Origin of the sequence: Streptomyces sp. NRRL WC-3618 (assembly GCF_001280005.1) — a bacterium.
GTDB lineage: Bacteria > Actinomycetota > Actinomycetes > Streptomycetales > Streptomycetaceae > Streptomyces.
This window is the reverse complement of the sequence record NZ_LGDW01000463.1, coordinates 1-25,638: the sequence shown is the minus strand read 5'-3', so window position 1 is coordinate 25,638 and position 25,638 is coordinate 1. Positions and strand designations below refer to the sequence as shown.

22 protein-coding genes and 3 tRNA genes are annotated in these 25,638 nt (G+C 67.8%); 20 read left to right on the top strand and 5 right to left on the bottom strand.

Annotated elements, in window-relative coordinates; genetic code table 11:
• The first annotated feature begins 101 nt into the window (after positions 1–101).
• Entirely contained in the window at positions 102–335 is a 234-nt protein-coding gene (locus ADL01_RS46845) for a hypothetical protein (RefSeq protein ID WP_078960906.1), read from the top strand.
• 15 nt (positions 336–350) lie between these two features.
• On the opposite strand, the gene ADL01_RS33545 is transcribed toward ADL01_RS46845, so the two are convergent.
• Both ADL01_RS33545 and ADL01_RS33540 read right to left on the bottom strand, forming a co-directional pair.
• The gene (locus ADL01_RS33545; protein WP_053745813.1) at positions 351–1,007 is read right to left on the bottom strand and encodes an NAD(P)H-binding protein; all 657 of its coding nucleotides are present in this window, start codon (positions 1,005–1,007) and stop codon (positions 351–353) included.
• Positions 1,008–1,107: 100 nt separating this feature from the next.
• Positions 1,108–2,355: an amidohydrolase family protein gene (locus ADL01_RS33540; protein ID WP_053745812.1), complete on the bottom strand. Its 1,248-nt coding sequence runs from the start codon at positions 2,353–2,355 to the stop codon at positions 1,108–1,110.
• A 299-nt stretch (positions 2,356–2,654) separates the two neighbouring features.
• Between ADL01_RS33540 and ADL01_RS33535 the strand changes: the two genes are divergently transcribed.
• The 8 genes from ADL01_RS33535 to ADL01_RS33500 all read left to right on the top strand — a co-directional run bounded on the left by ADL01_RS33535 (position 2,655) and on the right by ADL01_RS33500 (position 7,602).
• Positions 2,655–2,727, top strand: a tRNA-Thr gene (locus tag ADL01_RS33535).
• Positions 2,728–2,773: 46 nt separating this feature from the next.
• Positions 2,774–2,846, top strand: a tRNA-Met gene (locus ADL01_RS33530).
• A gap of 88 nt (positions 2,847–2,934) precedes the next feature.
• Positions 2,935–3,099: a 50S ribosomal protein L33 gene (rpmG, locus tag ADL01_RS33525; RefSeq protein ID WP_018834916.1), complete on the top strand. Its 165-nt coding sequence runs from the start codon at positions 2,935–2,937 to the stop codon at positions 3,097–3,099.
• Between the two features lie 133 nt (positions 3,100–3,232).
• The gene (locus tag ADL01_RS33520) at positions 3,233–3,685 is read left to right on the top strand and encodes a MaoC family dehydratase N-terminal domain-containing protein (RefSeq protein ID WP_053745811.1); all 453 of its coding nucleotides are present in this window, start codon (positions 3,233–3,235) and stop codon (positions 3,683–3,685) included.
• 4 nt (positions 3,686–3,689) lie between these two features.
• Positions 3,690–4,139, top strand: coding sequence for a MaoC family dehydratase (locus tag ADL01_RS33515; RefSeq protein WP_053745810.1), 450 nt, complete (start codon positions 3,690–3,692; stop codon positions 4,137–4,139).
• A 147-nt stretch (positions 4,140–4,286) separates the two neighbouring features.
• Complete coding sequence (locus tag ADL01_RS33510; RefSeq protein ID WP_053745809.1) at positions 4,287–4,847, top strand: TetR/AcrR family transcriptional regulator; 561 nt, start codon at positions 4,287–4,289, stop codon at positions 4,845–4,847.
• A gap of 110 nt (positions 4,848–4,957) precedes the next feature.
• Positions 4,958–6,421 carry a DHA2 family efflux MFS transporter permease subunit gene (locus tag ADL01_RS33505; RefSeq protein WP_053745808.1) on the top strand — a complete coding sequence of 488 codons (1,464 nt, stop codon included), beginning with the start codon at positions 4,958–4,960 and terminating at the stop codon, positions 6,419–6,421.
• Between the two features lie 125 nt (positions 6,422–6,546).
• Positions 6,547–7,602, top strand: coding sequence for a UDP-N-acetylmuramate dehydrogenase (locus ADL01_RS33500; protein WP_053745807.1), 1,056 nt, complete (start codon positions 6,547–6,549; stop codon positions 7,600–7,602).
• Between the two features lie 26 nt (positions 7,603–7,628).
• Here ADL01_RS33500 and ADL01_RS33495 read toward each other — a convergent pair whose 3' ends face one another.
• Positions 7,629–8,660, bottom strand: coding sequence for an adenosine deaminase (locus ADL01_RS33495; RefSeq protein WP_053745806.1), 1,032 nt, complete (start codon positions 8,658–8,660; stop codon positions 7,629–7,631).
• A 124-nt stretch (positions 8,661–8,784) separates the two neighbouring features.
• On the bottom strand, positions 8,785–10,011 hold the full coding sequence (locus ADL01_RS33490; protein WP_053745830.1) for a pyridoxal phosphate-dependent aminotransferase: 1,227 nt from the start codon (positions 10,009–10,011) through the stop codon (positions 8,785–8,787).
• 295 nt (positions 10,012–10,306) lie between these two features.
• Between ADL01_RS33490 and ADL01_RS33485 the strand changes: the two genes are divergently transcribed.
• The 11 genes from ADL01_RS33485 (at position 10,307) to ADL01_RS33435 (ending at position 24,569) form a co-directional block, all read left to right on the top strand.
• Positions 10,307–10,379: transfer RNA gene (locus ADL01_RS33485), tRNA-Trp, on the top strand.
• Between the two features lie 109 nt (positions 10,380–10,488).
• Complete coding sequence (gene secE, locus ADL01_RS33480) at positions 10,489–10,776, top strand: preprotein translocase subunit SecE (protein ID WP_006383475.1); 288 nt, start codon at positions 10,489–10,491, stop codon at positions 10,774–10,776.
• A gap of 77 nt (positions 10,777–10,853) precedes the next feature.
• Entirely contained in the window at positions 10,854–11,768 is a 915-nt protein-coding gene (gene nusG, locus ADL01_RS33475) for a transcription termination/antitermination protein NusG (RefSeq protein WP_053745805.1), read from the top strand.
• A gap of 153 nt (positions 11,769–11,921) precedes the next feature.
• Positions 11,922–12,356, top strand: a complete 435-nt coding sequence (rplK, locus tag ADL01_RS33470) for a 50S ribosomal protein L11 (RefSeq protein ID WP_020132675.1) — start codon at positions 11,922–11,924, stop codon at positions 12,354–12,356.
• An 82-nt stretch (positions 12,357–12,438) separates the two neighbouring features.
• Positions 12,439–13,164, top strand: a complete 726-nt coding sequence (gene rplA, locus ADL01_RS33465; protein WP_006383486.1) for a 50S ribosomal protein L1 — start codon at positions 12,439–12,441, stop codon at positions 13,162–13,164.
• 135 nt (positions 13,165–13,299) lie between these two features.
• On the top strand, positions 13,300–14,211 hold the full coding sequence (locus tag ADL01_RS33460; RefSeq protein WP_053745804.1) for a hypothetical protein: 912 nt from the start codon (positions 13,300–13,302) through the stop codon (positions 14,209–14,211).
• A 67-nt stretch (positions 14,212–14,278) separates the two neighbouring features.
• A complete protein-coding gene (locus tag ADL01_RS33455; RefSeq protein ID WP_053745803.1) occupies positions 14,279–15,127 on the top strand; it encodes a hypothetical protein in 849 nt (282 codons plus the stop codon).
• Between the two features lie 345 nt (positions 15,128–15,472).
• Positions 15,473–16,003: a 50S ribosomal protein L10 gene (gene rplJ / locus ADL01_RS33450; RefSeq protein WP_053745802.1), complete on the top strand. Its 531-nt coding sequence runs from the start codon at positions 15,473–15,475 to the stop codon at positions 16,001–16,003.
• A gap of 111 nt (positions 16,004–16,114) precedes the next feature.
• Positions 16,115–16,498, top strand: coding sequence for a 50S ribosomal protein L7/L12 (gene rplL, locus ADL01_RS33445; RefSeq protein WP_053745801.1), 384 nt, complete (start codon positions 16,115–16,117; stop codon positions 16,496–16,498).
• Between the two features lie 591 nt (positions 16,499–17,089).
• Positions 17,090–20,572 (top strand): DNA-directed RNA polymerase subunit beta, encoded by a 3,483-nt coding sequence (gene rpoB / locus ADL01_RS33440; RefSeq protein ID WP_053745800.1) that lies wholly within the window; start codon positions 17,090–17,092, stop codon positions 20,570–20,572.
• 97 nt (positions 20,573–20,669) lie between these two features.
• A complete protein-coding gene (locus tag ADL01_RS33435; RefSeq protein ID WP_053745799.1) occupies positions 20,670–24,569 on the top strand; it encodes a DNA-directed RNA polymerase subunit beta' in 3,900 nt (1,299 codons plus the stop codon).
• A gap of 96 nt (positions 24,570–24,665) precedes the next feature.
• Here the strand turns inward: ADL01_RS33435 and ADL01_RS33430 are convergent.
• Positions 24,666–25,638, bottom strand: a 973-nt coding sequence (locus ADL01_RS33430; RefSeq protein ID WP_053745798.1) for a M48 family metalloprotease, incomplete at its 5' end; no start/stop codon positions are given.

Here is a 25,638-nt window from a genome sequence, read left to right as displayed (position 1 = left end):
GGCCCTCTTCCTCTGCGAATACGCAGAGGAAGAGGGCCTTTTCGTTGTGGGCGGGCGTGGTGGTCATGAAGTCATGAGGGAGAGTGATTCCCATGTCATCGATGTCACGGTCGTCGTTCGCGTCGTCGTCCCGGCGCCGGAGTTGTCCCGAGTGCCGGCGGGAGATCGCTGTCGTCGCCGGGAGGTTCGCGCGGCATGATCCGGAGGGCGCCCGGGGGAGGGGTGAGCTCGTTTCGTGTCCGGGGTCGCGGCGGCAGGCGGAACTCGGGGCGGTCCAGCCATCGTTGGACGGGTACGTCCAACCCGAATTTCCCGGCCAGCTGCCCCTCTTCTAGCCCCTCCGCTCACTCTCAGTTACCCGCCACAGACTTCACCGCCACCGAAACCGGCGTCGACCCGGCGATCAGCTCCAGCGTCAGACCTGCCGTCGCCGGAGTGTCCAGGAGTTCCGTGATGACGGCGGCCACATCGTCGCGCGGGACCTTGCCGCGCCCCGTGTCGGCCTCCAGGCGCACGCGGCCCGTGCCCGGGTCGTTCGTCAGGGCGCCGGGGCGCAGAATCGTCCAGTCGAGCGCGTCCAAGCCGCTGACGTACGCGTCCGCCTCGCCCTTCGCGCGCAGGTAGATGTCGAAGACGTCGTCGCCCCGGTGGGCCGGATCCGCGCCCATCGACGACACGACCACGTGCCTGCGTACCCCCGCGAGGACCGCCGCGTCCGCGAACAGCACCGCCGCTCCCCGGTCCACCGTGTCCTTGCGGGTCGTCCCGCTGCCCGGGCCCGCGCCCGCCGCGAAGACCGCCGCGTCAGCGCCCCGCAGCAGTGCCGCGACCTCCTCGGCCGACGCCGACTCCAGGTCGCACACCAACGGTTCCGCGCCGGCCGCTCGCAGGTCGTCGCCGTGTTCGGGACGGCGGATGATGCCCGCGGCCTCGTCACCGCGCGCGGCGAGCAGGCGCTCCAGCCGCAGCGCGATCTGACCATGTCCTCCAGCGATGACAATGCGCATGCCTTCGACCGTACGCCCCGGCGAACCCGTTCGCCGCACAGCAGGGCACAGCACGTACGACGCCCGTCCGTTCCGCCGAACCTTCGCCCTTTCCCTCACCTCACGGCGGCTCCGTACGCCCCTGCCGCGGCAGGTCCAGCGCCGCCACCACAGGCGTGTTGCAGTACTCCCGCACCGCACTGGTCCGCGCCACAACGCGCCCCCTGTGCACCACGATCCGGCTGTAGGCGAGGGACAGCGCGCCGGCCAGGTGGTCGCCCCGTACCGCCAGCAGGTCCGCCGGGAAGCCCGCCTCCACCCGCACCTCCGGCAGGCCGAGCACCGCCCGCGCGGAAGCGCTCACGGCGTCGTACGCCTCCTCCGGGCGCAGTCCGTGCCGCGAGGCGAGCAGATAGGCCGCCTCCAGGGGGTCCCCGCGGCCCACCGGGTTCGACACGTCCCGCAGCGCGCCACTGCCCGCCGCCACCCGTACCCCGGCCGCCCGCAGCAGCCGTACCGGAGCCGTGGCGCGGCGTTCCGCGCTCCCGCAGCCGCCCTGCGGGAGGCACACCACCGTCACGCCCGCCGCGGCGAGCTGGTCCGCGGCCCGCGAGGCCGCCTCGGCGGGAAGCCGGCCCAGGCCGCCGCAGGGACCGATGGTCACACCCGGGCGCAGGCCGCCCGCCATCGCCGCGAGGCGGGCCAGCCGGGCGGGATCGTCGCCGTCCGTGTGCAGGTCGACCGGACAGCCGTGTTCCGAGGCGATCTCCAGGACCGCCTCCACGTAGCCCGTCGGATCGGGGTCGCGGTCCGGGCAGCCGCCCACCACCGACGCGCCCATCTTTACCGCGTCCCGCAACATCGCCAGACCGTCCGTCCCGGCGGCGCCGGTCAGCACACGCGGCATCGCCACCGCCGTCAGCTCGGCGAGACCACGCAGCGCCCGCCGCGCCTGCAGTACGGCGGCGAGGGCACCCAGCCCCGGTACGTCACCGATGCGGACGTGTGAGCGCAACGCTGTCGCTCCGTGGCCGAGTTGGAGCAGCGCGGCCTCGGTGGCCCGGCGCTGGACGTCCTGTGGGTCGTACGAGACCGGGCCGTCGGCGTCGGCGGACAGGGCGGTGTCGCCATGGCCGTGCGGTTCGGCGGGAGCCGGCAGGAGGAGGTAGCCGCTGAGGTCCACGCGCGCGGCGTACGCGCTGAGGCTGCCGACCGTGCCGACCGCCTCGATACGACCGCCACCCAGCCGTACGTCCACGGTTCGGCCGTCGGTGAGCCGCGCCCCGCACAGCAGGAGGGCGGCCGGGTCCCCGGAGGAGGCGGGCGACGGGGAGGAGGACGAGGAGTGGTGCGGCTGGCTGTCGGGCATCGCGCTCCTGTGCTCGGGGGCGGCTGCGCGCAAGCGGGGACACAAGATCACGCAGAGTGAGTCGAGCCTAGGGCGGGCGTCCGCCCCTGTTGCGGAGGAGCGCAATAGTCGTACCGGTGTGGTCCGCCGGATGGGAAAAGTCACTGGCGAGGGGGTGTGGGAGCGGTTGCGGGAGGGGGCTTCGAGGCTGCTGGGGGAGGGGTTTTCGGAGCCCGGAACGCGGGCCGGAAGAGGGCGGGGAGGGGACCGCGAAACGGATTTGGGTGAACGCAGCCGAGCGTGTAATGTCTTCATCGCTCGCCCCAATAGCTCAGTCGGTAGAGCGTCTCCATGGTAAGGAGAAGGTCTACGGTTCGATTCCGTATTGGGGCTCTGGTGTGAGAGGTCCCCGTCGAAAGACGGGGTCCGATCGCATCACAGCGGTGTAGCTCAGTCGGTAGAGCAAGCGGCTCATAATCGCTGTGTCACCGGTTCAAGTCCGGTCACCGCTACTGACAGTAGCCGATTGCGGGGTCGGTCCTTCGATCGGCTACTCTGTTATGCGTTCAACGTCCCATCCGTTCGTCAAGGAGCACTCCTGTGGCTGCCACCGACGTCCGCCCGAAGATCACGCTGGCCTGCGTGGAGTGCAAGGAGCGGAACTACATCACCAAGAAGAACCGGCGTAACAACCCGGATCGAATGGAGATGAAGAAGCACTGCCCGCGTTGCAATGCGCACACCGCGCACCGCGAAACGCGATAAATCAGGCTCGTACGTCGAGGCCGTCCCCTGTTTGTTGGGGGGCGGCCTCGCGTCGTTACATCAGCTGTGAACCACGCGACCTCACGATTACGTGACATTGCGTAACCAGTGCGATTCAGGAGGTACCGAGTCCATGGCGCTCGACCAGTCCTTCGTGGGGCGGACCTATCCGCCCACCGAGCCCTATGAGGTCGGCCGGGAGAAGATCCGCGAATTCGCGGAGGCGGTGGGAGACGCCAATCCCGTGTACACGGACCCCGAGGCCGCCAAGGCCTTCGGTCACGCCGATGTGATCGCCCCGCCCACTTTTGTGTTCGCGATCACCTTCAAGGCGGCCGGAGACGTCGTGGCCGACCCGCGGCTCGGGCTGGACTACAGCCGGGTGGTGCACGGAGACCAGAAGTTCGCCTACGTCCGCCCCGTTCGCGCGGGCGACCGGCTCACCGTCACCTCGACCATCGAGACCATCAAGTCCATGGCGGGCAACGAGATCATCGACATCCGTGGCGAGGTCCACGACGAGTCGGGCGAGCATGTCGTGACCGCCTGGACCAAGCTCGTCGCCCGCGCGGCCGAGAAGGGCTGACCCCATGACAGCCAATTCCCTGAACGCCTCCGCGAGGGTCTCCTACGCCGAGGTGGAGGTCGGCACCGAGCTGCCCGCCCAGACGTTTCCCGTGACCCGCGCCACCCTCGTCCGGTACGCGGGTGCCTCGGGGGACTTCAACCCCATCCACTGGAACGAGAGGTTCGCGGTCGAGGTCGGTCTGCCCGACGTCATCGCGCACGGCATGTTCACGATGGCCGAGGCGATCCGCGTCGTCACCGACTGGGTCGGCGACCCGGGAGCGGTTGTCGAGTACGGCGTCCGCTTCACCAAGCCGGTCGTCGTTCCCAACGACGACCAGGGCGCCACCATCGAGGTCAGCGGCAAGGTCGGGGCCAAGCTCGACGACAACAAGGTCCGCGTCGACCTCGTCGCGATGTGCGCCGGCCAGAAGGTGCTGGGCATGTCGCGGGCTGTTGTCCGGCTGGGCTGAGCACGGTAGTTCGAGGCCATTCGGGTCTGAGTAAGGGGCGTTCGCCAATGGCGGGCGCCCCTTACCGGTCGGCCCACTACCGCTCGGCTCCTTCCGCCCTCCGGCCCACCCTTGACTTAGTTAGTGATTGAGTACTAACTTACCTGCATGGTCAGGATGAGCGCAGAAGAGCGGCGTGAGAGCGTCATTCGCGCGGCGATCGACGAGTTCGCCCAGAAGGGCTTCTACGGCACTTCCACCGAAGTGATCGCCAAGCGGGTGGGCGTCTCGCAGCCGTACCTCTTCCGGCTCTTCCCGGACAAGAAGGCCATGTTCGCCGCCGCCGCCCGGCGGTGCATGGATGATGTGCGCCGGGTCATGGGGGAGGCGGCCGAAGGGCTGGAGGGCGAGGAAGCCCTGCACGCCATGGCGGATGCGTACGCGCAGTTGATCGGTGAGCACCCCGAGCGGCTGCAGATGCAGATGCAGACCTACGTGACTGTCGCCGCCGCCGAGGCCGAGGGCGACCACGAGTTCGGTGAGGCCGTGCGGGCCGGCTGGATGAGGCTCTGGGATGCCGTGGAGATGTCCGTCGGGGAGGAAACGACGACCTTCCTGGCGTGCGGGATGCTCATCAACACTCTTGCGGCCATGGGGTTTCCGCCTGGGCATCGGGTCTGGCACGGTATGTGGCCCGCAGCGCAGATGAAGGGGCGGACCGAGGTCTGAGGGGCGCGGGTCGCTGTTCGTGGTCTTGGTCTTGGTTTGACCGTAAAAGTTAGTGATCAATAACTAAATTCTCGCAGGTAACAGGCGAAGCGATCACTCCAGGGGGAGCGATGTCACAACAGCAGAGCAAGCAGGGCGAGCAGAGCAGGAGCGGCACGCCACGCGGCGGTGCTGTCTGGGCCCTCGTCATCACCAGCGTCGCCGGGTTCATGGCGGCCCTCGACAACCTCGTCGTCACCACCGCACTGCCCTCCATCCGCAAGGATCTCGGGGGAGCGCTGGACGACCTGGAATGGACCGTGAGCGCCTACACACTCACCTTCGCCGTGCTGCTGATGTTCGGCGCGGCCCTCGGTGACCGCTTCGGCCGGCGCCGGCTCTTCCTCGTCGGGCTCACCGTCTTCACCGGCGCCTCCGCGGCCGCGGCCATGGCACCCGGCATCGACTCCCTGATCGCCGCCCGCGCGGTCCAGGGGGTCGGCGCGGCCATCATGATGCCGCTGACGCTGACCCTTCTCACGGCAGCCGTCCCGGCCGCCAAACGCGGTATGGCGTTCGGTATCTGGGGTGCCGTGAACGGGCTCGCCGTGGCCTCCGGGCCGCTCATCGGCGGCAGCCTCACCGAGCACATCTCCTGGCACTGGATCTTCTGGCTGAACGTTCCGCTGGGCCTCGCCGTGCTTCCGCTCGCCCGGCTGCGCCTCGCCGAGTCGTACGGCACCGGCGCCCCGCTCGACGTCACCGGCACCCTACTGGCCAGCGGCGGCCTCTTCGGCATCGTCTACGGGCTGGTGCGCGGCCCGGCCGACGGCTGGACCAGCTCCTACGTCCTGACCGGGCTGTTCGCGGGCGGCGCGCTCCTCGTCGCCTTCGTCGTCCACGGCACCCGTGCGAAGAACCCGATGCTGCCCATGCGGCTCTTCCGCTCCCGTGCCTTCGCCGGGATCAACGCGGCCTCCCTGCTGATGTTCCTCGGGATGTTCGGGTCGATCTTCCTGCTCAGCCAGTACATGCAGGGCGTCCTCGGCTACTCGCCCACCGAGGCGGGCCTGCGGATGCTGCCCTGGACGGGCATGCCGATGCTCGTCGCCCCGATCGCCGGCATCCTCTCCGACCGGATCGGCGGCCGGCCGGTCGTCGCCACCGGGCTCTTCCTCCAGGCCGCCGGCCTCGGCTACCTGGCCTTCGTGGTCACCGCGGACGCCTCCTACGCCATCCAGCTGCCCGGCCTGATCATCAGCGGCATCGGTATGGCCCTGTACTTCGCCCCGGCCGCCAACCTGGTGATGTCCGGCGTCCGCCCGAGCGAACAGGGCATCGCCTCCGGCGCCAACAACGCCCTGCGGGAAGTGGGCGGCGCCCTCGGAATCGCCGTCATGGGATCGATCTTCGCGGCCCAGGGTGGCTACGAGAGCGGCCAGACCTTCGTCGACGGTCTCCGGCCCGCCCTGGTCGTCGGCTCGGGTGTGGTCGCCCTGGCGGGCGTCGCGGCCCTGCTGATACCGGCCGCCCGTCGCCCGGCGCCGGACTCCGCGGGGCAGACGCCGGTCCTGGAGACGGCCGTCGCCCACTGAACGACGTAGGACAGCTCCACGCGCGCGTACGGCCCCGACGTTCCCCGCCGGGCCGTACGCACGCGTGGAGCCTTCTCGTCCTGTTGTCGTGCTGAGCTGTCAGTGGGGTCTCGTAGTCTTGGCGCGTGCAGGAAATCCACGACGCGCCCCTCGCCCCGCTGACCACCTTCCGGCTCGGCGGTCCCGCGGACCGGCTGATCACGGCGACGACCGACGCCGAGGTGATCGCCGCCGTCCGCGAGGCCGACGACTCCGGGACACCGCTGCTGGTCATCGGCGGCGGCTCGAACCTGGTCATTGGCGACAAGGGCTTCGCGGGGACGGCTCTGCGGATCGCCACGACCGGCTTCGACCTCGACGGCACGGGGCTGGAACTGGCCGCCGGCGAGGTGTGGACCGACGCCGTGGCGCGCACCGTCGAGGCCGGGTTCGCCGGGATCGAGTGCCTCGCCGGCATTCCCGGTTCCGCGGGCGCGACGCCCATCCAGAACGTGGGGGCGTACGGGCAGGAGGTGTCCTCGACGATCACCGAGGTCGTCGCCTACGACCGGATCACCCAGGAGACGGTCACCCTCACGGGCGCCGACTGTGACTTCTCGTACCGCCACAGCCGCTTCAAGGCCGACCCCGAGCGCCATGTCGTCCTGCGTGTCCGCTTCGCCCTGGAGGACGCGGACGGGCTGTCGGCGCCCCTGAAGTACGCCGAGACGGCCCGCGCCCTCGGCGTCGAGCCCGGCGAGCGGGTGCCGCTGGAAGCGGCCCGAGAGGCGGTCCTCAAGCTGCGCGCGGGCAAGGGCATGGTTCTCGACCCCGAGGACCACGACACCTGGTCCGCGGGGTCCTTCTTCACCAACCCGATCCTCGATGACGCCGAGTTCGCCGCGTTCCACGCGCGCGTGGCGGAGCGGCTCGGCGCCGACGCCCTACCGCCCGCCTACCCGGCGGGAGAGGGCCGCACCAAGACCTCGGCGGCCTGGCTGATCGACAAGGCCGGCTTCACCAAGGGGTACGGCACCGGGCCCGCCCGGATCTCCACCAAGCACACCCTGGCTCTCACCAACCGCGGTCTGGCCACCACGGAGGACCTGCTCGCCCTCGCCCGCGAGGTCGTCGCCGGGGTCCGGGACGCCTTCGGGGTCACCCTCGTCAACGAACCGGTGACCGTCGGCGTCAGCCTCTAGAAGCCCCCAGGTAGACCCCGAGGGGCCTACGAGGTCAGCCAGTCGTCGATCCCCGCCAGCAGCTTCGCCCGTACGTCCTCCGGCGCCGCCGAACCGCGTACCGACTGCCGGGCCAGCTCGGCCAGTTCCGGGTCCGTGAAGGCGTGGTACTGGCGGGCGATCTCGTACTGAGCCGCCAGTCGCGAGCCGAACAGCAGCGGGTCGTCGGCGCCCAGCGCCAAGGGCACCCCGGCCTCGAAGAGCTTGCGCAACGGCACGTCCTCGGGCTTCTCGTACACCCCCAGGGCGACGTTCGACGCCGGGCACACCTCGCACGTGATCTGCCGGTCCGCGAGGCGCTTCAGCAGGCGCGGGTCCTCCGCCGCCCGCACGCCGTGGCCGATCCGGGACGCGTGCAGATCGTCCAGGCAGTCGCGGACCGACGACGGACCCGTCAGCTCGCCGCCGTGCGGGGCCGACAGCAGGCCGCCCTCACGCGCGATGGCGAACGCCCGGTCGAAGTCCCGGGCCATGCCCCGCCGCTCGTCGTTGGAGAGCCCGAAGCCCACGACACCCCGGTCCGCGTACCGCACGGCGAGGCGAGCCAGCGTGCGCGCGTCCAGGGGATGCTTCATCCGGTTGGCGGCCACCAGGACCCGCATCCCGATCCCGGTCTCCCGGCCCGCCGTCTCCACCGCGTCCAGAATGATCTCCAGCGCCGGGATGAGACCGCCCAGCCGAGGCGCGTACGACGTCGGGTCGACCTGGATCTCCAGCCAGCCCGAGCCGTCCTTCGCGTCCTCCTCCGCGGCCTCGCGGACCAGCCGCTGGATGTCCTCGGGCTCCCGCAGACAGGACCGGGCCGCGTCGTAGAGCCGCTGGAAGCGGAACCAGCCCCGCTCGTCGGTCGCCCGCAGTCTCGGCGGTTCGCCGCTGGTGAGGGCGTCGGTCAGCGCCTCGGGCAGCCGCACACCGTACTTGTCGGCCAGTTCCAGCAGGGTCGCTGACCGCATCGACCCGGTGAAGTGCAGGTGCAGATGGGCTTTCGGCAGTTCAGCGACATTACGTACGTGCTCCATTCTCGGATCCTGCCGTACGTCCGGCTCGTATCGGTAGCGCTTTCCCTGAACGTGGTCTTGCTCGCACTCAGGGACGAAAAAGGCCGCTTCCCGGAGGGAAGCGGCCTCAATCACGTCAAACGGGTCAGTCCGTCGCCTCGGCCAGCAGCTTCTGCACACGGCTGATGCCCTCGACGAGGTCCTCGTCGCCCAGGGCGTACGACAGACGCAGGTAGCCCGGTGTGCCGAACGCCTCACCGGGTACGACGGCGACCTCGACCTCGTCCAGGATCAGCGCGGCCAGCTCCACGGAGTCCAGCGGGCGCCTGCCCCGGATCTCCTTGCCCAGCAGGGCCTTCACCGACGGGTAGACGTAGAAGGCGCCCTCGGGCTCCGGGCAGACCACGCCGTCGATCTCGTTGAGCATGCGCACGATGGTGTGGCGGCGGCGGTCGAAGGCCACGCGCATCTCCGCGACGGCCTCCAGGTCCCCGGAGACGGCGGCGAGGGCGGCGATCTGGGCGACGTTCGACACGTTGGACGTGGCGTGCGACTGGAGGTTGGTCGCGGCCTTGACGACGTCCTTCGGGCCGATGATCCAGCCGACCCGCCAGCCGGTCATGGCGTACGTCTTGGCGACGCCGTTGACGACGATGCACTTGTCGCGCAGCTCGGGCAGGATCGCGGGCAGCGAGGTGAACGTCGCGTCTCCGTAGACGAGGTGCTCGTAGATCTCGTCCGTCAGCACCCACAGACCGTGCTCCACGGCCCAGCGGCCGATCGCCTCGGTGTCCTCGGCGCTGTAGACGGCGCCGGTCGGGTTGGAGGGCGACACGAACAGGACGACCTTCGTCCGCTCCGTGCGGGCCGCCTCCAACTGCTCCACGCTGACCCGGTAGCCGGTCGTCTCGTCCGCGACGACCTCGACCGGGACACCGCCGGCGAGCCGGATCGACTCCGGGTACGTCGTCCAGTACGGGGCCGGGACGATGACCTCGTCGCCCGGGTCGAGGATCGCGGCGAACGCCTCGTAGATGGCCTGCTTGCCGCCGTTGGTCACCAGGACCTGGGAGGCGTCCACCTCGTAGTTCGAGTCGCGGAGCGTCTTGGCGACGATCGCGGCCTTCAGCTCGGGCAGACCGCCGGCCGGCGTGTAGCGGTGGTACTTCGGGTTCGAGCAGGCCTCGATGGCGGCCTGGACGATGTAGTCCGGGGTCGGGAAGTCCGGTTCACCGGCGCCGAAGCCGATCACCGGGCGCCCGGCGGCCTTCAGGGCCTTGGCCTTGGCGTCCACGGCGAGGGTGGCGGACTCGGAGATCGCGCCGACTCGGGTGGAGACCCGGCGCTCGGTGGGAGGGGTTGCAGCGCTCATGGTGCCCATCGTTTCAGACCGGAAACCTCCCCGGCACACGGGTTTCACCCATTGGTCAGACTGGACCGTCGGCCGGACACCTGAAGGGCGCGGGGCCGGGCGGACGGCTGAACAAGCGTCCGGATCCGGGTCCTGGGCTGGGCGATCCTCCGCTCGCGACGGTCGAGCGGGCGCTTTCTGTTCGACGACCGGCTCCGAAGCACGTACACTCTCACCTCGTTGGCCTTCACCGGCCCGCGCTCATTCGGTGCACATTGGGCATCCGGACGAGTACGGTACGTTGGAGTAACCACAAAGGGTCGTAGCTCAATTGGTAGAGCACTGGTCTCCAAAACCAGCGGTTGGGGGTTCAAGTCCCTCCGGCCCTGCTACACACGCCTGTCACCAGGCTGTGTGCGGATGTACGTACTGCAATGCATCGCCGTGCGGCTCAGACCGGGCGCGGCACGGCCACGACCCGGGAACAGGTGAGGACGAATGGCGGACGCCGTGGGCTCCATCGATATGCCTGATGCCCAGGATGAGGCGCCCGAGTCGGACAAGAAGACTCGTAAGGGCGGCAAGCGCGCCAAGAAGGGCCCGCTGAAGCGTCTCGCGGTCTTCTACCGTCAGATCGTCGCGGAGCTCCGCAAGGTCGTCTGGCCTACGCGTAACCAGCTGACGACGTACACGACCGTGGTGATCGTCTTTGTGATCGTCATGATCGGCCTGGTGACTGTGATTGACTTTGGACTCAACAAAGCCGCCAAGTACGTCTTCGGCTGAGCCAAGAGCGAAGGGCGCCGGGTGCGGCGCCCCTTTCGCATGTTCCACCCACATGTATCCAGGAAGAAGCAGCCACCGTGTCTGACCCGAACCTGAACGACGCCATCGTGCCGGACGAGTCCGTGGATGACGAGCTCGACATCGTCGAGGGCGTTGACGAGGTCGAGGACGAGGTCGACGCTGCGGACGCCGCCGTGGGAGAGCCCGCCGAGGAAGACGCCATCCACATCGAGGACGATGAGGATGAGGACGGCGATGTGGTCGAGGCCGACGACGAGGACGAAGAGCCCGTCGCGGACGAGTCCGAGACCGACGAGTCCGAGGACGACGCCGAGGCCGAGGCTGAGGAAGCCGAAGAAGAGCCCGCCGAGCCCGTCGACCCCGTCGAGGCCCTCCGCGAGGAACTGCGCACGCTCCCCGGTGAGTGGTACGTCATCCACACGTACGCCGGTTACGAGAACCGTGTGAAGACCAACCTCGAACAGCGTGCCGTCTCCCTGAACGTCGAGGACTTCATCTTCGCGGCCGAGGTGCCGCAGGAAGAGGTCGCTCAGATCAAGAACGGCGAGCGCAAGACGGTCCGCCAGAACAAGCTTCCCGGGTACGTTCTCGTCCGCATGGACCTGACGAACGAGTCCTGGGGCGTCGTCCGCAACACTCCCGGTGTCACCGGCTTCGTGGGCAACGCCTACGACCCGTACCCGCTGACCCTGGACGAGATCGTCAAGATGCTCGCTCCGGAGGCCGAGGAGAAGGCCGCCCGTGAGCTCGCCGAGGCCGAGGGCAGGCCCGCTCCGGCCCGCAAGCTCGAGGTCCAGGTGCTGGACTTCGAGGTCGGCGACTCGGTCACCGTCACCGACGGCCCCTTCGCGACGCTGCAGGCGACGATCAACGAGATCAACGCCGACTCGAAGAAGGTCAAGGGCCTCGTCGAGATCTTCGGTCGCGAGACCCCGGTCGAGCTGTCGTTCGACCAGATCCAGAAGAACTAGTACGTCACACAGCTTCCGTCCAGGTCAGGTCGGCTCTCTCGGAGCTTGCCTGACCTGCTCGGTTTCACGCCTCGCCACGGTGTCCCTTATCGTGGTGCGGTTGCCTGGCTTCTGTCGGGCACAGCGAAGACCAACGAAGATAGAGGACCCGGAATGCCTCCCAAGAAGAAGAAGGTCACGGGGCTTATCAAGCTCCAGATCAACGCCGGTGCGGCCAACCCCGCGCCGCCGGTCGGCCCCGCGCTCGGTCAGCACGGCGTCAACATCATGGAGTTCTGCAAGGCCTACAACGCCGCGACCGAGTCGCAGCGGGGCTGGGTGATCCCGGTGGAGATCACGGTCTACGAGGACCGCTCCTTCACCTTCATCACCAAGACGCCGCCGGCCGCGAAGATGATCCTCAAGGCCGCGGGTGTCGAGAAGGGCTCCGGCGAGCCGCACAAGACCAAGGTCGCCAAGATCACCGAGGCGCAGGTCCGCGAGATCGCCACGACCAAGCTTCCCGACCTGAACGCCAACGACCTGGACGCCGCGTCGAAGATCATCGCCGGCACCGCCCGTTCCATGGGCATCACGGTCGAGGGCTGAGCCCCAACCTCGTAAGTCTTGTAGTACGTGGCAGGGCCTGCTCGGTCCGTACCACGACTCCTCAGAACACACAGGAGCAGTAGTGAGCAAGCGCAGCAAGTCTCTCCGCGCTGCGGACGCCAAGGTCGACCGGGACAAGCTCTACGCCCCGCTCGAGGCCGTCCGTCTCGCCAAGGAGACCTCCACCAGCAAGTTCGACGGCACCGTCGAGGTCGCCTTCCGCCTGGGTGTCGACCCGCGCAAGGCCGACCAGATGGTCCGTGGCACCGTGAACCTCCCGCACGGCACCGGTAAGACCGCCCGGGTCCTGGTCTTCGCGACCGGTGACCGTGCCGAGGCCGCGACCGCCGCTGGCGCCGACATCGTCGGCTCCGACGAACTGATCGACGAGGTGGCGAAGGGCCGTCTGGACTTCGACGCCGTCGTCGCCACCCCGGACCTCATGGGCAAGGTCGGCCGCCTCGGCCGTGTCCTCGGCCCGCGTGGTCTGATGCCGAACCCGAAGACGGGCACCGTGACCCCGGACGTGGCCAAGGCCGTGACCGAGATCAAGGGCGGCAAGATCGAGTTCCGCGTCGACAAGCACTCGAACCTGCACTTCATCATCGGCAAGACGTCCTTCGAGGACGACAAGCTGGTGGAGAACTACGGCGCCGCGCTGGAGGAGATCCTCCGTCTGAAGCCGTCCGCCGCCAAGGGTCGCTACATCAAGAAGGCCGCCGTCAGCACGACGATCGGCCCCGGCATCCCGGTCGACCCCAACCGCACCCGCAACCTCCTCGTCGAGGAGGACCCGGCCGCCGTCTGAGCCTCCCGCTCACCCCGGTAGCCGCGCGTTCGCGTTCGTACTACGGGCCCCGCAACCTTTCGAGGTGCGGGGCCCGTTGTCGTACCGACGGGTTAGCGTGAAGATCACGGGGTGTAGGAGGGGGTGGGGGACCGGATGAGCGACAGCGGCGTACGGGGTATACGGGGCCTGCGGCGAGGGGTCCGGCCGGTCGCGGTGACCGCCGCGCTGGTCGCGGTCGGCGTGGTGATGTCGGGGTGCAGTCTCTCCGGGGCGCCCGACGACGAGGGCGCCGAGCCGACCCGGCGCGCCGGCCACCTCGACGCCGGTACGGCCGCCGCGCTGCACGCCGTCGAGAAGGCCACCGACCGGGCCGGTTCCGCCCGGGTCAGCGCCTCCTCCGTCATGGGCGGCTTGCTCTCCATGCGGACGGCCGGGGTCCTCGGCTGGGCCGGCGATCCGGTCGGCAGGCTCAGCATCACCTACACCGGCGGAGAGCTGGCCGACTCCATGCGGGCACTCAACAGCTCCTCCATGGAGGCCCGGCTGCTGCCCGACGCCTACTACGCCAAGGTCGGTGACAAGTTCGCCGCCCAGATGCACGGCAAGCACTGGATCAAGTACGCCTACGACGACCTGGCGGACCTGCCGGGCGGCTCGGGGACGTATCTGAAGGACCAGCTCCACAACACCGCTCCCATCCAGCCGGTCAGGCTGCTGCTGGCCTCCGGAGACGTCCGCAGGGCCGGGACGGAGACGGTGCGGGGGGAGCGTACGACGCACTACTCGGGCACGGTGACGGTGGCGGGCCTCGCCGACTCCGCTCTCAAGGAGCAGCTCGTCCAGGCCGGCGTCAGCACCGAGACCGTCGACATCTGGGTCAACGACCGGAACCTGCTGGTCAAGAAGGTCGAGCGGGGTGAGCTGACCAGCGGACGCATGTTGTCGACGGCGTACTACAGCGCGTACGGCGTGAAGGCGGCGGTGGCGGCGCCGGAGGGCGGGGACACCGCCGACTTCAAGGACCTGTTGGGGAATTCGGAAGCCTCGTCCGCCCCGCCGGGTTAGGCTCGCGGTCGTTTCTGAATCGCTCGTGTGTTCACAGTGTGTGTTCACCGTGTTCCTGGGGGGAACCATGGGTACTTCTTCTGCGCGTGCCGGACGTATAGGCCTCGCCGTGCTGCTTCTCGGTACCGGCGCTGTCGCCTGCTCCATGGGCGCCTCGGAGGAGTCGCCGAAGATGACGCCGGCCGCCGCCGTCGCCAAGGCGGCGAAGAACGTGGACGACATCACCTCGCTCAGCTACCGGATGAACGGCGAGACGCCCGGCGAGGGCCGCGTCAAGGCCGAAGCCAAGATGCGCCTCAAGCCCGACGTGGCGATGAGCATGAAGATCACCGCCCTCGACAAGGGAGCCGACGGCACCGCCGAGATCCGGCTCGTCGACAAGGCGATGTTCATCGGCGGGGGCGCGGCAGCGGCCAAGGAGATGGACGGCAAGAGCTGGATCAAGTTCGACATGGCCGCGCTGGGCGGCGCGGGCGGTGCCGGCGGCCCCCTCGGTGCCGCCGGGCAGGCCAACAAGAATCCCGCCCAGGAGTCCACCTTCCTCACCGGTTCCAAGGACGTGAAGGAGGTCGGCACCGAGACCGTGGACGGGGTGAAGACCACCCACTACAAGGGCACGGTCACCCTCGACGAGTTCCGCGCCTCCCTCAAGAAGCAGAGCAAGGTGACCCGCGAACAGCGCGAGAAGAGCCTCGAGCAGTACGCGAAGCTGGGCATCGACAAGTTCACGATCGACATGTGGATCGGTGAGGGCGACATCACCAAGCAGTTCCGGATGCGCGGCGCGGCCGACAAGGGCCCCCTCGACATGACCATCACCTTCGGCGACTTCAACGAGCCGGTGAACGTGGCTGCGCCGGCTGCGAAGGACGTCATGGACCTGGCGGAGATGATGAGGGGTGCGCAGGAGGGCTGAGCGCTCCGCCGGAAGAGCGTCCCTGCGGGCCGGTGGGGGCTTGTCGCGCAGTTCCCCGCGCCCCTTGCAGGGGCGCGGATTTGCTTGGTGGGGACACCCTCACGTACTCTCGTCCAGAAGCCAAAGACCGCTGGTCGTTGCCGTTTCCTCAACAGAGGGTGCGGTGACCGAAGGATCCGCTGAACTGCGGACGACCCGCGTAGGTGACTGTGGAAGTGCTCCCGGACGGAATCCGCTCACGGAATTCGTTTGGTCGAGTTCACGCCCCGTGCGCCTGCGCCGGGGCGTTTCGTTTTCCCAGTCTCCTTCTGAGCGGTCCTCATCACCCGGAAGGAGGCCACGCTTATGGCAAGGCCCGACAAGGCTGCCGCGGTAGCCGAGCTCGCGGACCAGTTCCGTAGCTCGAACGCCGCTGTGCTGACCGAGTACCGGGGTCTCACCGTGGCGCAGCTCAAGACGCTGCGTCGTTCGCTCGGTGAAGACGCCCAGTACGCCGTGGTGAAGAACACGCTGACCAAGATCGCGGCCAACGAGGCCGGGATCTCGACGCTCGACGACCTGTTCAACGGTCCGACGGCGGTTGCCTTCATCTCCGGTGACCCGGTGACGTCGGCGAAGGGTCTTCGTGACTTCGCCAAGGACAACCCGAACCTCGTCATCAAGGGCGGTGTCCTTGACGGTAAGGCGCTGTCCGCCGACGAGATCAAGAAGCTTGCGGACCTCGAGTCCCGCGAGGTTCTGCTCAGCAAGCTGGCCGGTGCCTTCAAGGGCAAGCAGTCTCAGACTGCCTCGCTCCTCCAGGCGCTGCCGTCGAAGTTCGTCCGCACCGCGGAAGCGCTTCGCGTCAAGCTCGCCGAGCAGGGCGGTGCCGAGTAATTCGGCTCGCACTCTGACCGCCGCCTGACGCGGCGGTCGACGCGGGCCGAACGTACGCCCGCCGACATGTACATCCGGCACCTGCCGAATTGACTGGAAGGATCGCCCAACATGGCGACGAAGCTGTCCCAGGAAGAGCTGCTCGCGCAGTTCGAGACCCTCACCCTCATCGAGCTCTCCGAGTTCGTGAAGGCGTTCGAGGAGAAGTTCGACGTCACCGCCGCCGCCGCGGTCGCCGCTGCCCCGGCCGGCCCCGCCGCCGCCGCTGAGGCCGTCGAGGAGCAGGACGAGTTCGACGTCGTCCTCACCGGCGCCGGCGAGAAGAAGATCCAGGTCATCAAGGTCGTGCGTGAGCTGACCTCGCTGGGCCTCAAGGAGGCCAAGGACCTCGTGGACGGCGCCCCGAAGCCCGTTCTCGAGAAGGTCGCCAAGGAGGCCGCCGAGAAGGCTGCCGAGTCCCTCAAGGCCGCCGGCGCCTCGGTCGAGGTCAAGTAACTCGATTGCGGTGACACAGGGCTGTCCGTAGCCCTGTAACGCTGACGCAGTGAAGAGCGATCATCCATCTGGGTGGTCGCTCTTCGGCGTTCGAGGGGCCGGGTCGTGGCTGCCTTGCAGGCTCGGTGACGGCGAGTAAGGTGATCTTCGTCGTGCCTCCGAACGCCCCTGATGACGTGCCCCACGTGACGATGGCAGCACCGGGTTTGGGCTTGGAGGCCTTGACGAACCGCACGTGGCGCGCAATTCTCAGGACGCGTCGTCACAACGATCCGAATCCGAGGCATGGATCGGTGGCGAAGAGGGCAGTATCGATGTGCATCGAGGGCTTGGTTTGCAGCAGGGGTTGAGAACAACGAGGGTCTTCAAAAACCCGCACTGGACATCAGTGGGCCAACTGGCTACACTGACCCTTTGCGCTGCCTGTTAGCTGCCTCCTGCCCGTCACCAGGGGCATGCCCTCGCTGAGCACCGACGATCGGACCTTCTCCGACCTGGCCCTTCCCGGCCGGTCGTGAAGCGCCTGTCTCTGTGCCCCGGTGAGGGGCCGGTACGCGCGTAGTGAGTCCGAGCCCTCGGAAGGACCCCCTCTTGGCCGCCTCGCGCACTGCCTCCGCGAATACAAACCACGGCGCCAGCACTGCCCCGCTGCGCATCTCTTTTGCAAAGATCAAGGAGCCCCTCGAGGTTCCGAACCTCCTTGCGCTGCAAACCGAGAGCTTCGACTGGCTGCTCGGTAACGCCGCGTGGAAGGCTCGTGTCGAGGCGGCTCTGGACAGTGGACAGGACGTCCCCACCAAGTCCGGTCTGGAGGAGATCTTCGAGGAGATCTCCCCGATCGAGGACTTCTCCGGGTCGATGTCCCTGACGTTCCGCGACCACCGCTTCGAGCCTCCGAAGAACTCGATCGACGAGTGCAAGGAGCGCGACTTCACGTTCTCCGCGCCCCTCTTCGTCACGGCCGAGTTCACCAACAACGAGACCGGCGAGATCAAGTCCCAGACGGTCTTCATGGGCGACTTCCCGCTCATGACCAACAAGGGCACCTTCGTCATCAACGGCACCGAGCGTGTCGTGGTGTCGCAGCTGGTCCGTTCGCCGGGTGTCTACTTCGACTCCTCCATCGACAAGACGTCCGACAAGGACATCTTCTCCTCCAAGGTGATCCCCTCCCGGGGTGCCTGGCTGGAGATGGAGATCGACAAGCGCGACATGGTCGGTGTCCGCATCGACCGCAAGCGCAAGCAGTCCGTCACCGTCCTCCTCAAGGCTCTCGGCTGGACGACCGAGCAGATCCTCGAGGAGTTCGGCGAGTACGAGTCCATGCGCGCCACCCTGGAGAAGGACCACACCCAGGGCCAGGACGACGCGCTGCTCGACATCTACCGCAAGCTCCGTCCGGGCGAGCCGCCGACCCGTGAGGCCGCGCAGACGCTTCTGGAGAACCTGTACTTCAACCCGAAGCGTTATGACCTCGCCAAGGTCGGCCGTTACAAGGTCAACAAGAAGCTGGGTGGCGAGGCCCCGCTGGACGCCGGTGTGCTGACCGTCGAGGACATCATCTCGACGATCAAGTACCTGGTGAAGCTGCACGCCGGTGAGACCGAGACCGTTGGCGACAACGGCACGACGATCGTTGTCGAGACCGACGACATCGACCACTTCGGCAACCGTCGTCTGCGCAACGTCGGCGAGCTCATCCAGAACCAGGTCCGTACGGGTCTGGCGCGTATGGAGCGAGTCGTCCGCGAGCGCATGACGACTCAGGACGTCGAGGCGATCACGCCGCAGACCCTGATCAACATCCGGCCGGTCGTCGCCTCCATCAAGGAGTTCTTCGGCACCAGCCAGCTGTCGCAGTTCATGGACCAGAACAACCCGCTGTCGGGTCTCACCCACAAGCGCCGTCTGTCGGCTCTTGGCCCGGGTGGTCTCTCCCGTGAGCGGGCCGGCTTCGAGGTCCGTGACGTGCACCCCTCGCACTACGGCCGCATGTGCCCGATCGAGACCCCTGAAGGCCCGAACATCGGTCTGATCGGCTCGCTCGCCTCCTACGGCCGGGTCAACGCGTTCGGGTTCGTCGAGACCCCGTACCGCAAGGTCGTCGAGGGTGTCGTCACCGACGACGTCGACTACCTGACGGCCGACGAGGAAGACCGGTTCGTGATCGCCCAGGCGAACGCGATCCTCTCCGAGGACATGCGCTTCGAGGAGTCCCGCGTTCTCGTCCGTCGCCGTGGCGGCGAGATCGACTACATCCCGGGCGACGACGTCGACTACATGGACGTCTCGCCGCGCCAGATGGTGTCCGTCGCCACCGCGATGATCCCCTTCCTGGAGCACGACGACGCCAACCGTGCCCTCATGGGCGCGAACATGATGCGTCAGGCTGTGCCGCTGATCACCGCCGAGGCCCCCCTCGTCGGTACGGGCATGGAGTACCGCTGCGCCGTCGACGCCGGCGACGTCATCAAGGCCGAGAAGGCGGGTGTCGTCCAGGAGGTCTCCGCGGACTACGTCACCGTCGCCAACGACGACGGTACGTACACCACGTACCGCGTCGCGAAGTTCTCGCGCTCCAACCAGGGCACCTCGGTCAACCAGAAGGTTGTCGTCAACGAGGGCGACCGGGTCGTCGAGCACCAGGTTCTCGCCGACGGGCCGGCCACCCAGGAAGGCGAGATGGCGCTGGGCAAGAACCTGCTCGTCGCCTTCATGCCGTGGGAGGGTCACAACTACGAGGACGCGATCATCCTGTCGCAGCGCCTCGTGCAGGACGACGTCCTCTCCTCGATCCACATCGAGGAGCACGAGGTCGACGCCCGTGACACCAAGCTCGGCCCCGAGGAGATCACCCGGGACATCCCGAACGTCTCCGAGGAGGTCCTCGCCGACCTCGACGAGCGCGGCATCATCCGTATCGGTGCCGAGGTCGTCGCCGGTGACATCCTCGTCGGCAAGGTCACGCCCAAGGGCGAGACCGAGCTGACCCCCGAGGAGCGCCTGCTCCGCGCGATCTTCGGTGAGAAGGCGCGCGAGGTGCGCGACACCTCGCTGAAGGTGCCGCACGGTGAGATCGGCAAGGTCATCGGCGTCCGCGTCTTCGACCGTGAAGAGGGCGACGAGCTGCCGCCGGGCGTGAACCAGCTGGTTCGTGTCTACGTGGCGCAGAAGCGCAAGATCACGGACGGTGACAAGCTCGCCGGCCGCCACGGCAACAAGGGTGTTATCTCGAAGATCCTTCCGATCGAGGACATGCCGTTCCTCGAGGACGGAACTCCGGTCGACATCATCCTCAACCCGCTCGGTGTGCCGTCCCGAATGAACCCGGGACAGGTGCTGGAGATCCACCTCGGCTGGCTCGCCAGTCGCGGCTGGGACGTCTCCGGCCTCGGGGAGGAGTGGGCGCAGCGCCTCCAGGCCATCGAGGCCGACGTGGTCGCTCCCGGCACCAACGTCGCCACCCCCGTCTTCGACGGTGCGCGTGAGGACGAGCTGGCGGGTCTGCTCAACCACACCATCCCGAACCGCGACGGATCGCGCATGGTGCTCCCGACCGGTAAGGCCCCGCTGTTCGACGGCCGCTCCGGCGAGCCGTTCCCGGAGCCGGTCTCGGTCGGCTACATGTACATCCTCAAGCTCCACCACCTGGTCGACGACAAGCTGCACGCCCGTTCGACCGGTCCGTACTCGATGATCACCCAGCAGCCGCTGGGTGGTAAGGCTCAGTTCGGTGGCCAGCGATTCGGTGAGATGGAGGTGTGGGCGCTGGAGGCATACGGCGCCGCGTACGCCCTCCAGGAGCTGCTGACCATCAAGTCCGACGACGTGACCGGCCGCGTGAAGGTCTACGAGGCCATCGTCAAGGGCGAGAACATCCCCGAGCCCGGCATCCCCGAGTCCTTCAAGGTGCTCATCAAGGAGATGCAGTCTCTCTGCCTCAACGTGGAGGTGCTGTCCAGTGACGGTATGTCCATCGAAATGCGTGACACCGACGAGGACGTCTTCCGCGCGGCGGAGGAGCTCGGCATCGACCTGTCCCGGCGTGAGCCGAGCAGCGTCGAAGAGGTCTGACGGGAGTTCGGCGGGCCTTGAGCGATCAAGGCCCGCCGGCCCCAGGACCCCCGAATCAGACCCCATGACTTACAACCCTGAGAGGGATTGACGCATAGTGCTCGACGTCAACTTCTTCGACGAGCTCCGGATCGGCCTGGCTACGGCGGACGACATCCGTCAGTGGAGCCACGGCGAGGTCAAGAAGCCCGAGACGATCAACTACCGCACGCTCAAGCCCGAAAAGGACGGACTCTTCTGCGAGAAGATCTTCGGTCCGACCCGGGACTGGGAGTGCTACTGCGGCAAGTACAAGCGCGTCCGCTTCAAGGGCATCATCTGTGAGCGCTGTGGCGTCGAGGTCACGCGCGCCAAGGTGCGCCGTGAGCGGATGGGCCACATCGAGCTCGCCGCTCCCGTCACCCACATCTGGTACTTCAAGGGCGTTCCGTCGCGGCTGGGCTACCTGCTCGACCTCGCCCCGAAGGACCTCGAGAAGGTCATCTACTTCGCGGCGTACATGATCACGTACGTCGACGACGAGCGCCGTACGCGTGACCTGCCCTCCCTGGAGGCGCACGTCTCCGTCGAGCGGCAGCAGATCGAGAACCGGCGTGACTCCGACCTCGAAGCCCGCGCCAAGAAGCTGGAAAGCGACCTGGGCGAGCTCGAGGCCGAGGGCGCCAAGGCCGACGTACGCCGCAAGGTGCGCGAAGGTGCCGAGCGGGAGATGAAGCAGCTGCGCGACCGCTCGCAGCGCGAGATCGACCGTCTCGACGAGGTGTGGACCCGGTTCAAGAACCTCAAGGTCCAGGACCTGGAGGGCGACGAGCTGCTCTACCGCGAGCTGCGCGACCGCTTCGGGACCTACTTCGACGGTTCGATGGGTGCCGCGGCGTTGCAGAAGCGCCTGGAGTCCTTCGACCTCGAGGAGGAGGCCGAGCGCCTCCGCGAGATCATCCGTACCGGCAAGGGCCAGAAGAAGACCCGTGCGCTGAAGCGGCTGAAGGTCGTGTCTGCCTTCCTGCAGACCTCCAACAGCCCCAAGGGCATGGTCCTCGACTGCGTCCCGGTCATCCCGCCGGACCTCCGCCCGATGGTGCAGCTGGACGGTGGCCGCTTCGCGACCTCCGACCTGAACGACCTGTACCGCCGTGTGATCAACCGGAACAACCGTCTGAAGCGGCTTCTCGACCTCGGCGCGCCCGAGATCATCGTGAACAACGAGAAGCGCATGCTCCAGGAGGCCGTCGACGCGCTGTTCGACAACGGTCGTCGTGGCCGTCCGGTCACCGGTCCCGGTAACCGCCCGCTGAAGTCCCTCAGCGACATGCTGAAGGGCAAGCAGGGTCGATTCCGTCAGAACCTGCTCGGCAAGCGTGTGGACTACTCTGCGCGTTCCGTGATCGTCGTCGGTCCGCAGCTGAAGCTGCACCAGTGCGGTCTGCCGAAGGCGATGGCGCTGGAGCTCTTCAAGCCGTTCGTGATGAAGCGCCTGGTCGACCTGAACCACGCGCAGAACATCAAGAGCGCCAAGCGCATGGTCGAGCGCGGCCGCACCGTCGTGTACGACGTCCTCGAAGAGGTCATCGCCGAGCACCCGGTGCTGCTGAACCGTGCGCCCACGCTGCACCGCCTCGGCATCCAGGCCTTCGAGCCGCAGCTCGTCGAGGGCAAGGCCATCCAGATCCACCCGCTCGTCTGCACCGCGTTCAACGCGGACTTTGACGGTGACCAGATGGCCGTCCACCTGCCGCTCTCCGCGGAGGCGCAGGCCGAGGCCCGCATCCTGATGCTGTCCTCGAACAACATCCTCAAGCCCGCCGACGGCCGTCCGGTGACGATGCCGACCCAGGACATGGTCCTCGGTCTGTTCTTCCTCACCACCGACGGTGAACTGCGTGACGTCAAGGGCGAGGGCCGTGCGTTCGGCTCCACCGCCGAGGCGATCATGGCGTTCGACGCCGGTGAGCTCGCGCTGCAGTCGGCGATCGACATCCGCTTCCCGGTGGGCACCATCCCGCCGCGCGGCTGGACCCCGCCGGCCCGCGACGAGGGCGAGCCCGAGTGGCAGCAGGGGGACACCTTCCGCCTGCGCACCACCCTGGGCCGCGCGCTCTTCAACGAGCTGCTGCCCGAGGACTACCCGTTCGTCGACTACTCGGTGGGCAAGAAGCAGCTCGGCGAGATCGTCAACGACCTCGCTGAGCGCTACCCCAAGGTCATCGTGGCGGCGACGCTCGACAACCTGAAGGCGGCCGGTTTCTACTGGGGTACCCGCTCCGGTGTCACCGTGGCCATCTCCGACGTCGTCGTGCCCGAGGCCAAGAAGGCCATCGTCGCGGGCTACGAGGCGCTGGACGAGAAGGTCCAGAAGCAGTACGAGCGCGGTCTGATCACCAAGGACGAGCGCACGCAGGAGCTCATCGCGATCTGGACCAAGGCGACCAACGAGGTTGCCGAGGCGATGAACGCGAACTTCCCCAAGACGAACCCCATCTTCATGATGGTTGACTCGGGTGCCCGAGGAAACATGATGCAGATGCGGCAGATCGCCGGTATGCGTGGTCTGGTGTCGAACGCCAAGAACGAGACGATTCCTCGTCCCATCAAGGCGTCGTTCCGCGAGGGCCTGTCCGTGCTGGAGTACTTCATCTCCACCCACGGTGCCCGTAAGGGTCTCGCCGACACCGCCCTGCGTACCGCCGACTCGGGTTACCTCACCCGTCGTCTGGTGGACGTCTCGCAGGACGTCATCATCCGCGAGGAGGACTGCGGCACCGACCGCGGCCTCAAGCTGGCGATCGCCGAGCGCGACGAAGCCGGTGTGCTGCGCAAGACCGAGAACGTCGAGACGTCGGTGTACGCCCGTGCGCTGGCCGAGGACATCACCCTCGACGGACGTGTGCTGGCCCCGGCCAACACCGACCTCGGTGACGTCCTCATCGACGAGCTCGTCCGGCACGGCGTCGAGGAGGTCAAGACCCGCTCGGTCCTGACCTGCGAGTCCGCCGTCGGCACCTGCGCCATGTGCTACGGCCGTTCGCTGGCCACCGGCAAGCTGGTCGACATCGGTGAGGCGGTCGGCATCATCGCCGCCCAGTCCATCGGTGAGCCCGGTACCCAGCTGACGATGCGTACCTTCCACACCGGTGGTGTGGCCGGTGACGACATCACCCAGGGTCTGCCCCGTGTCGTCGAGCTCTTCGAGGCTCGTACGCCCAAGGGTGTCGCCCCGATCTCGGAGGCGGCCGGCCGCGTCCGTATCGAGGAGACCGAGAAGACCAAGAAGATCGTCATCACCCCGGACGACGGCAGCGACGAGACGGCGTTCCCGATCTCGAAGCGCGCCAAGGTCATGGTGCGTGAGGGTGACCACGTCGAGGTGGGCCAGAAGCTCACCTTCGGTGCCACCAACCCGCACGACGTGCTGCGGATCCTCGGTCAGCGCGCGGTCCAGGTCCACCTGGTCGGCGAAGTCCAGAAGGTCTACAACTCGCAGGGTGTGTCGATCCACGACAAGCACATCGAGATCATCATTCGGCAGATGCTCCGCCGCGTGACGATCATCGAGTCCGGCGACGCCGAGCTGCTGCCCGGTGAGCTGGTCGAGCGTGGCAAGTTCGAGACCGAGAACCGTCGTGTGGTCCAGGAAGGCGGCCACCCGGCCTCCGGCCGTCCGCAGCTGATGGGTATCACCAAGGCCTCGCTGGCGACGGAATCCTGGCTGTCGGCCGCCTCCTTCCAGGAGACGACCCGAGTGCTGACGGACGCGGCGATCAACGCCAAGTCCGACAGCCTCATCGGCCTCAAGGAGAACGTCATCATCGGTAAGCTCATCCCGGCCGGTACGGGTCTGTCCCGCTACCGCAACATCCGGGTCGAGCCGACCGAGGAGGCCAAGGCCGCGATGTACTCGGCCGTCGGCTACGACGACATCGACTACTCGCCGTTCGGCACGGGCTCCGGCCAGGCCGTTCCGCTGGAGGACTACGACTACGGGCCCTACAACCAGTAGGCAGTAGGCAGTAGGCCGTGGTCAGTAAGCGGTAGTTGGTAGTACGAAGGGCGGTCACCCCGGTTGCGGGTGGCCGCCCTTCGTCGTGTCCTGGCCTCAGCGCTGCTGCTGGAGGTACGGCTGCAGGTGGTGTAGCCGGGTGTGGTAGTCCGGGTGCGAGGAGAGCAGCTTGCTCAGCGGGCTCTCCTCCGGCGCCACCCCGTTGTTGAGCGCGGCGAGTGCGGCCGTCTCCTGCTGCTCCTCCTGGTGGAGCTTGCCGAGTACGGAGGCCAGCATCGGGGCGAAGCCGAGGGCCGCCGCGTGCTCGTCGGCGCGGAGTTCGGCCCGGCGGCCGACGGCGGCGAGCGCGTACGGAACCCCGAGGATCAGCAGGGGCAGGCCGTACAGGGTGCTGATGGTCGCCATGGCGATACCGCCGAGGACGAGCACGACGAAGCCGACGCCGAAGCAGGAGAAGGCGCGGGACACCTGGAAGACGAACCCCGAGAACGCGCGCAGGAAGCGCCAGGCGATACGGCCGGGCTGCGCGTACCAGTAGCCGAGCAGCCCCGACCAGGCGTGGCCGCCGACGTGGTGGCCCAGCTCGTGTGCCATGACGGCGGCGAGTTCGCCGTTGGGCAGCTCGTTCATGGCGAAGCGGGTGACGCCGACGATGTGGCCGGCGGCGGCGACCGCGTTCAGGCCGTCGCTGTCCTCGACCCAGAGCTCGTAGTTACGGCCCTCGACGCCCGCGCGGGCGGTGACCTCGCGCCAGACCGGTTCGAGTTTGGCTCGTTCTTGCGGCGTGGGGTAGCGCAGATGGAGCAAACGGCGCGCGAGGGCGCTTTCGGTGGGCCGGTGGAAGACGAGTGCGCCGCTCAGGATCCAGGCGATGATCACGAGGATCGCGAGGTCGCCGAAGAAGAGGGAGAACATGCTGACGACGAGGAGGCTGCAGAGGAAGTTAGGGAGGTAGAGAAGGAGGTTGCCCACGGCGGTGGCGTCGGTACGGCGCTGGTGAGCGGCTATGTGGACGCGGCCCCGGTCGGTGGAGATGTGGTGGGGGTGCTCGGCGGGGGGTGCCGGGAGT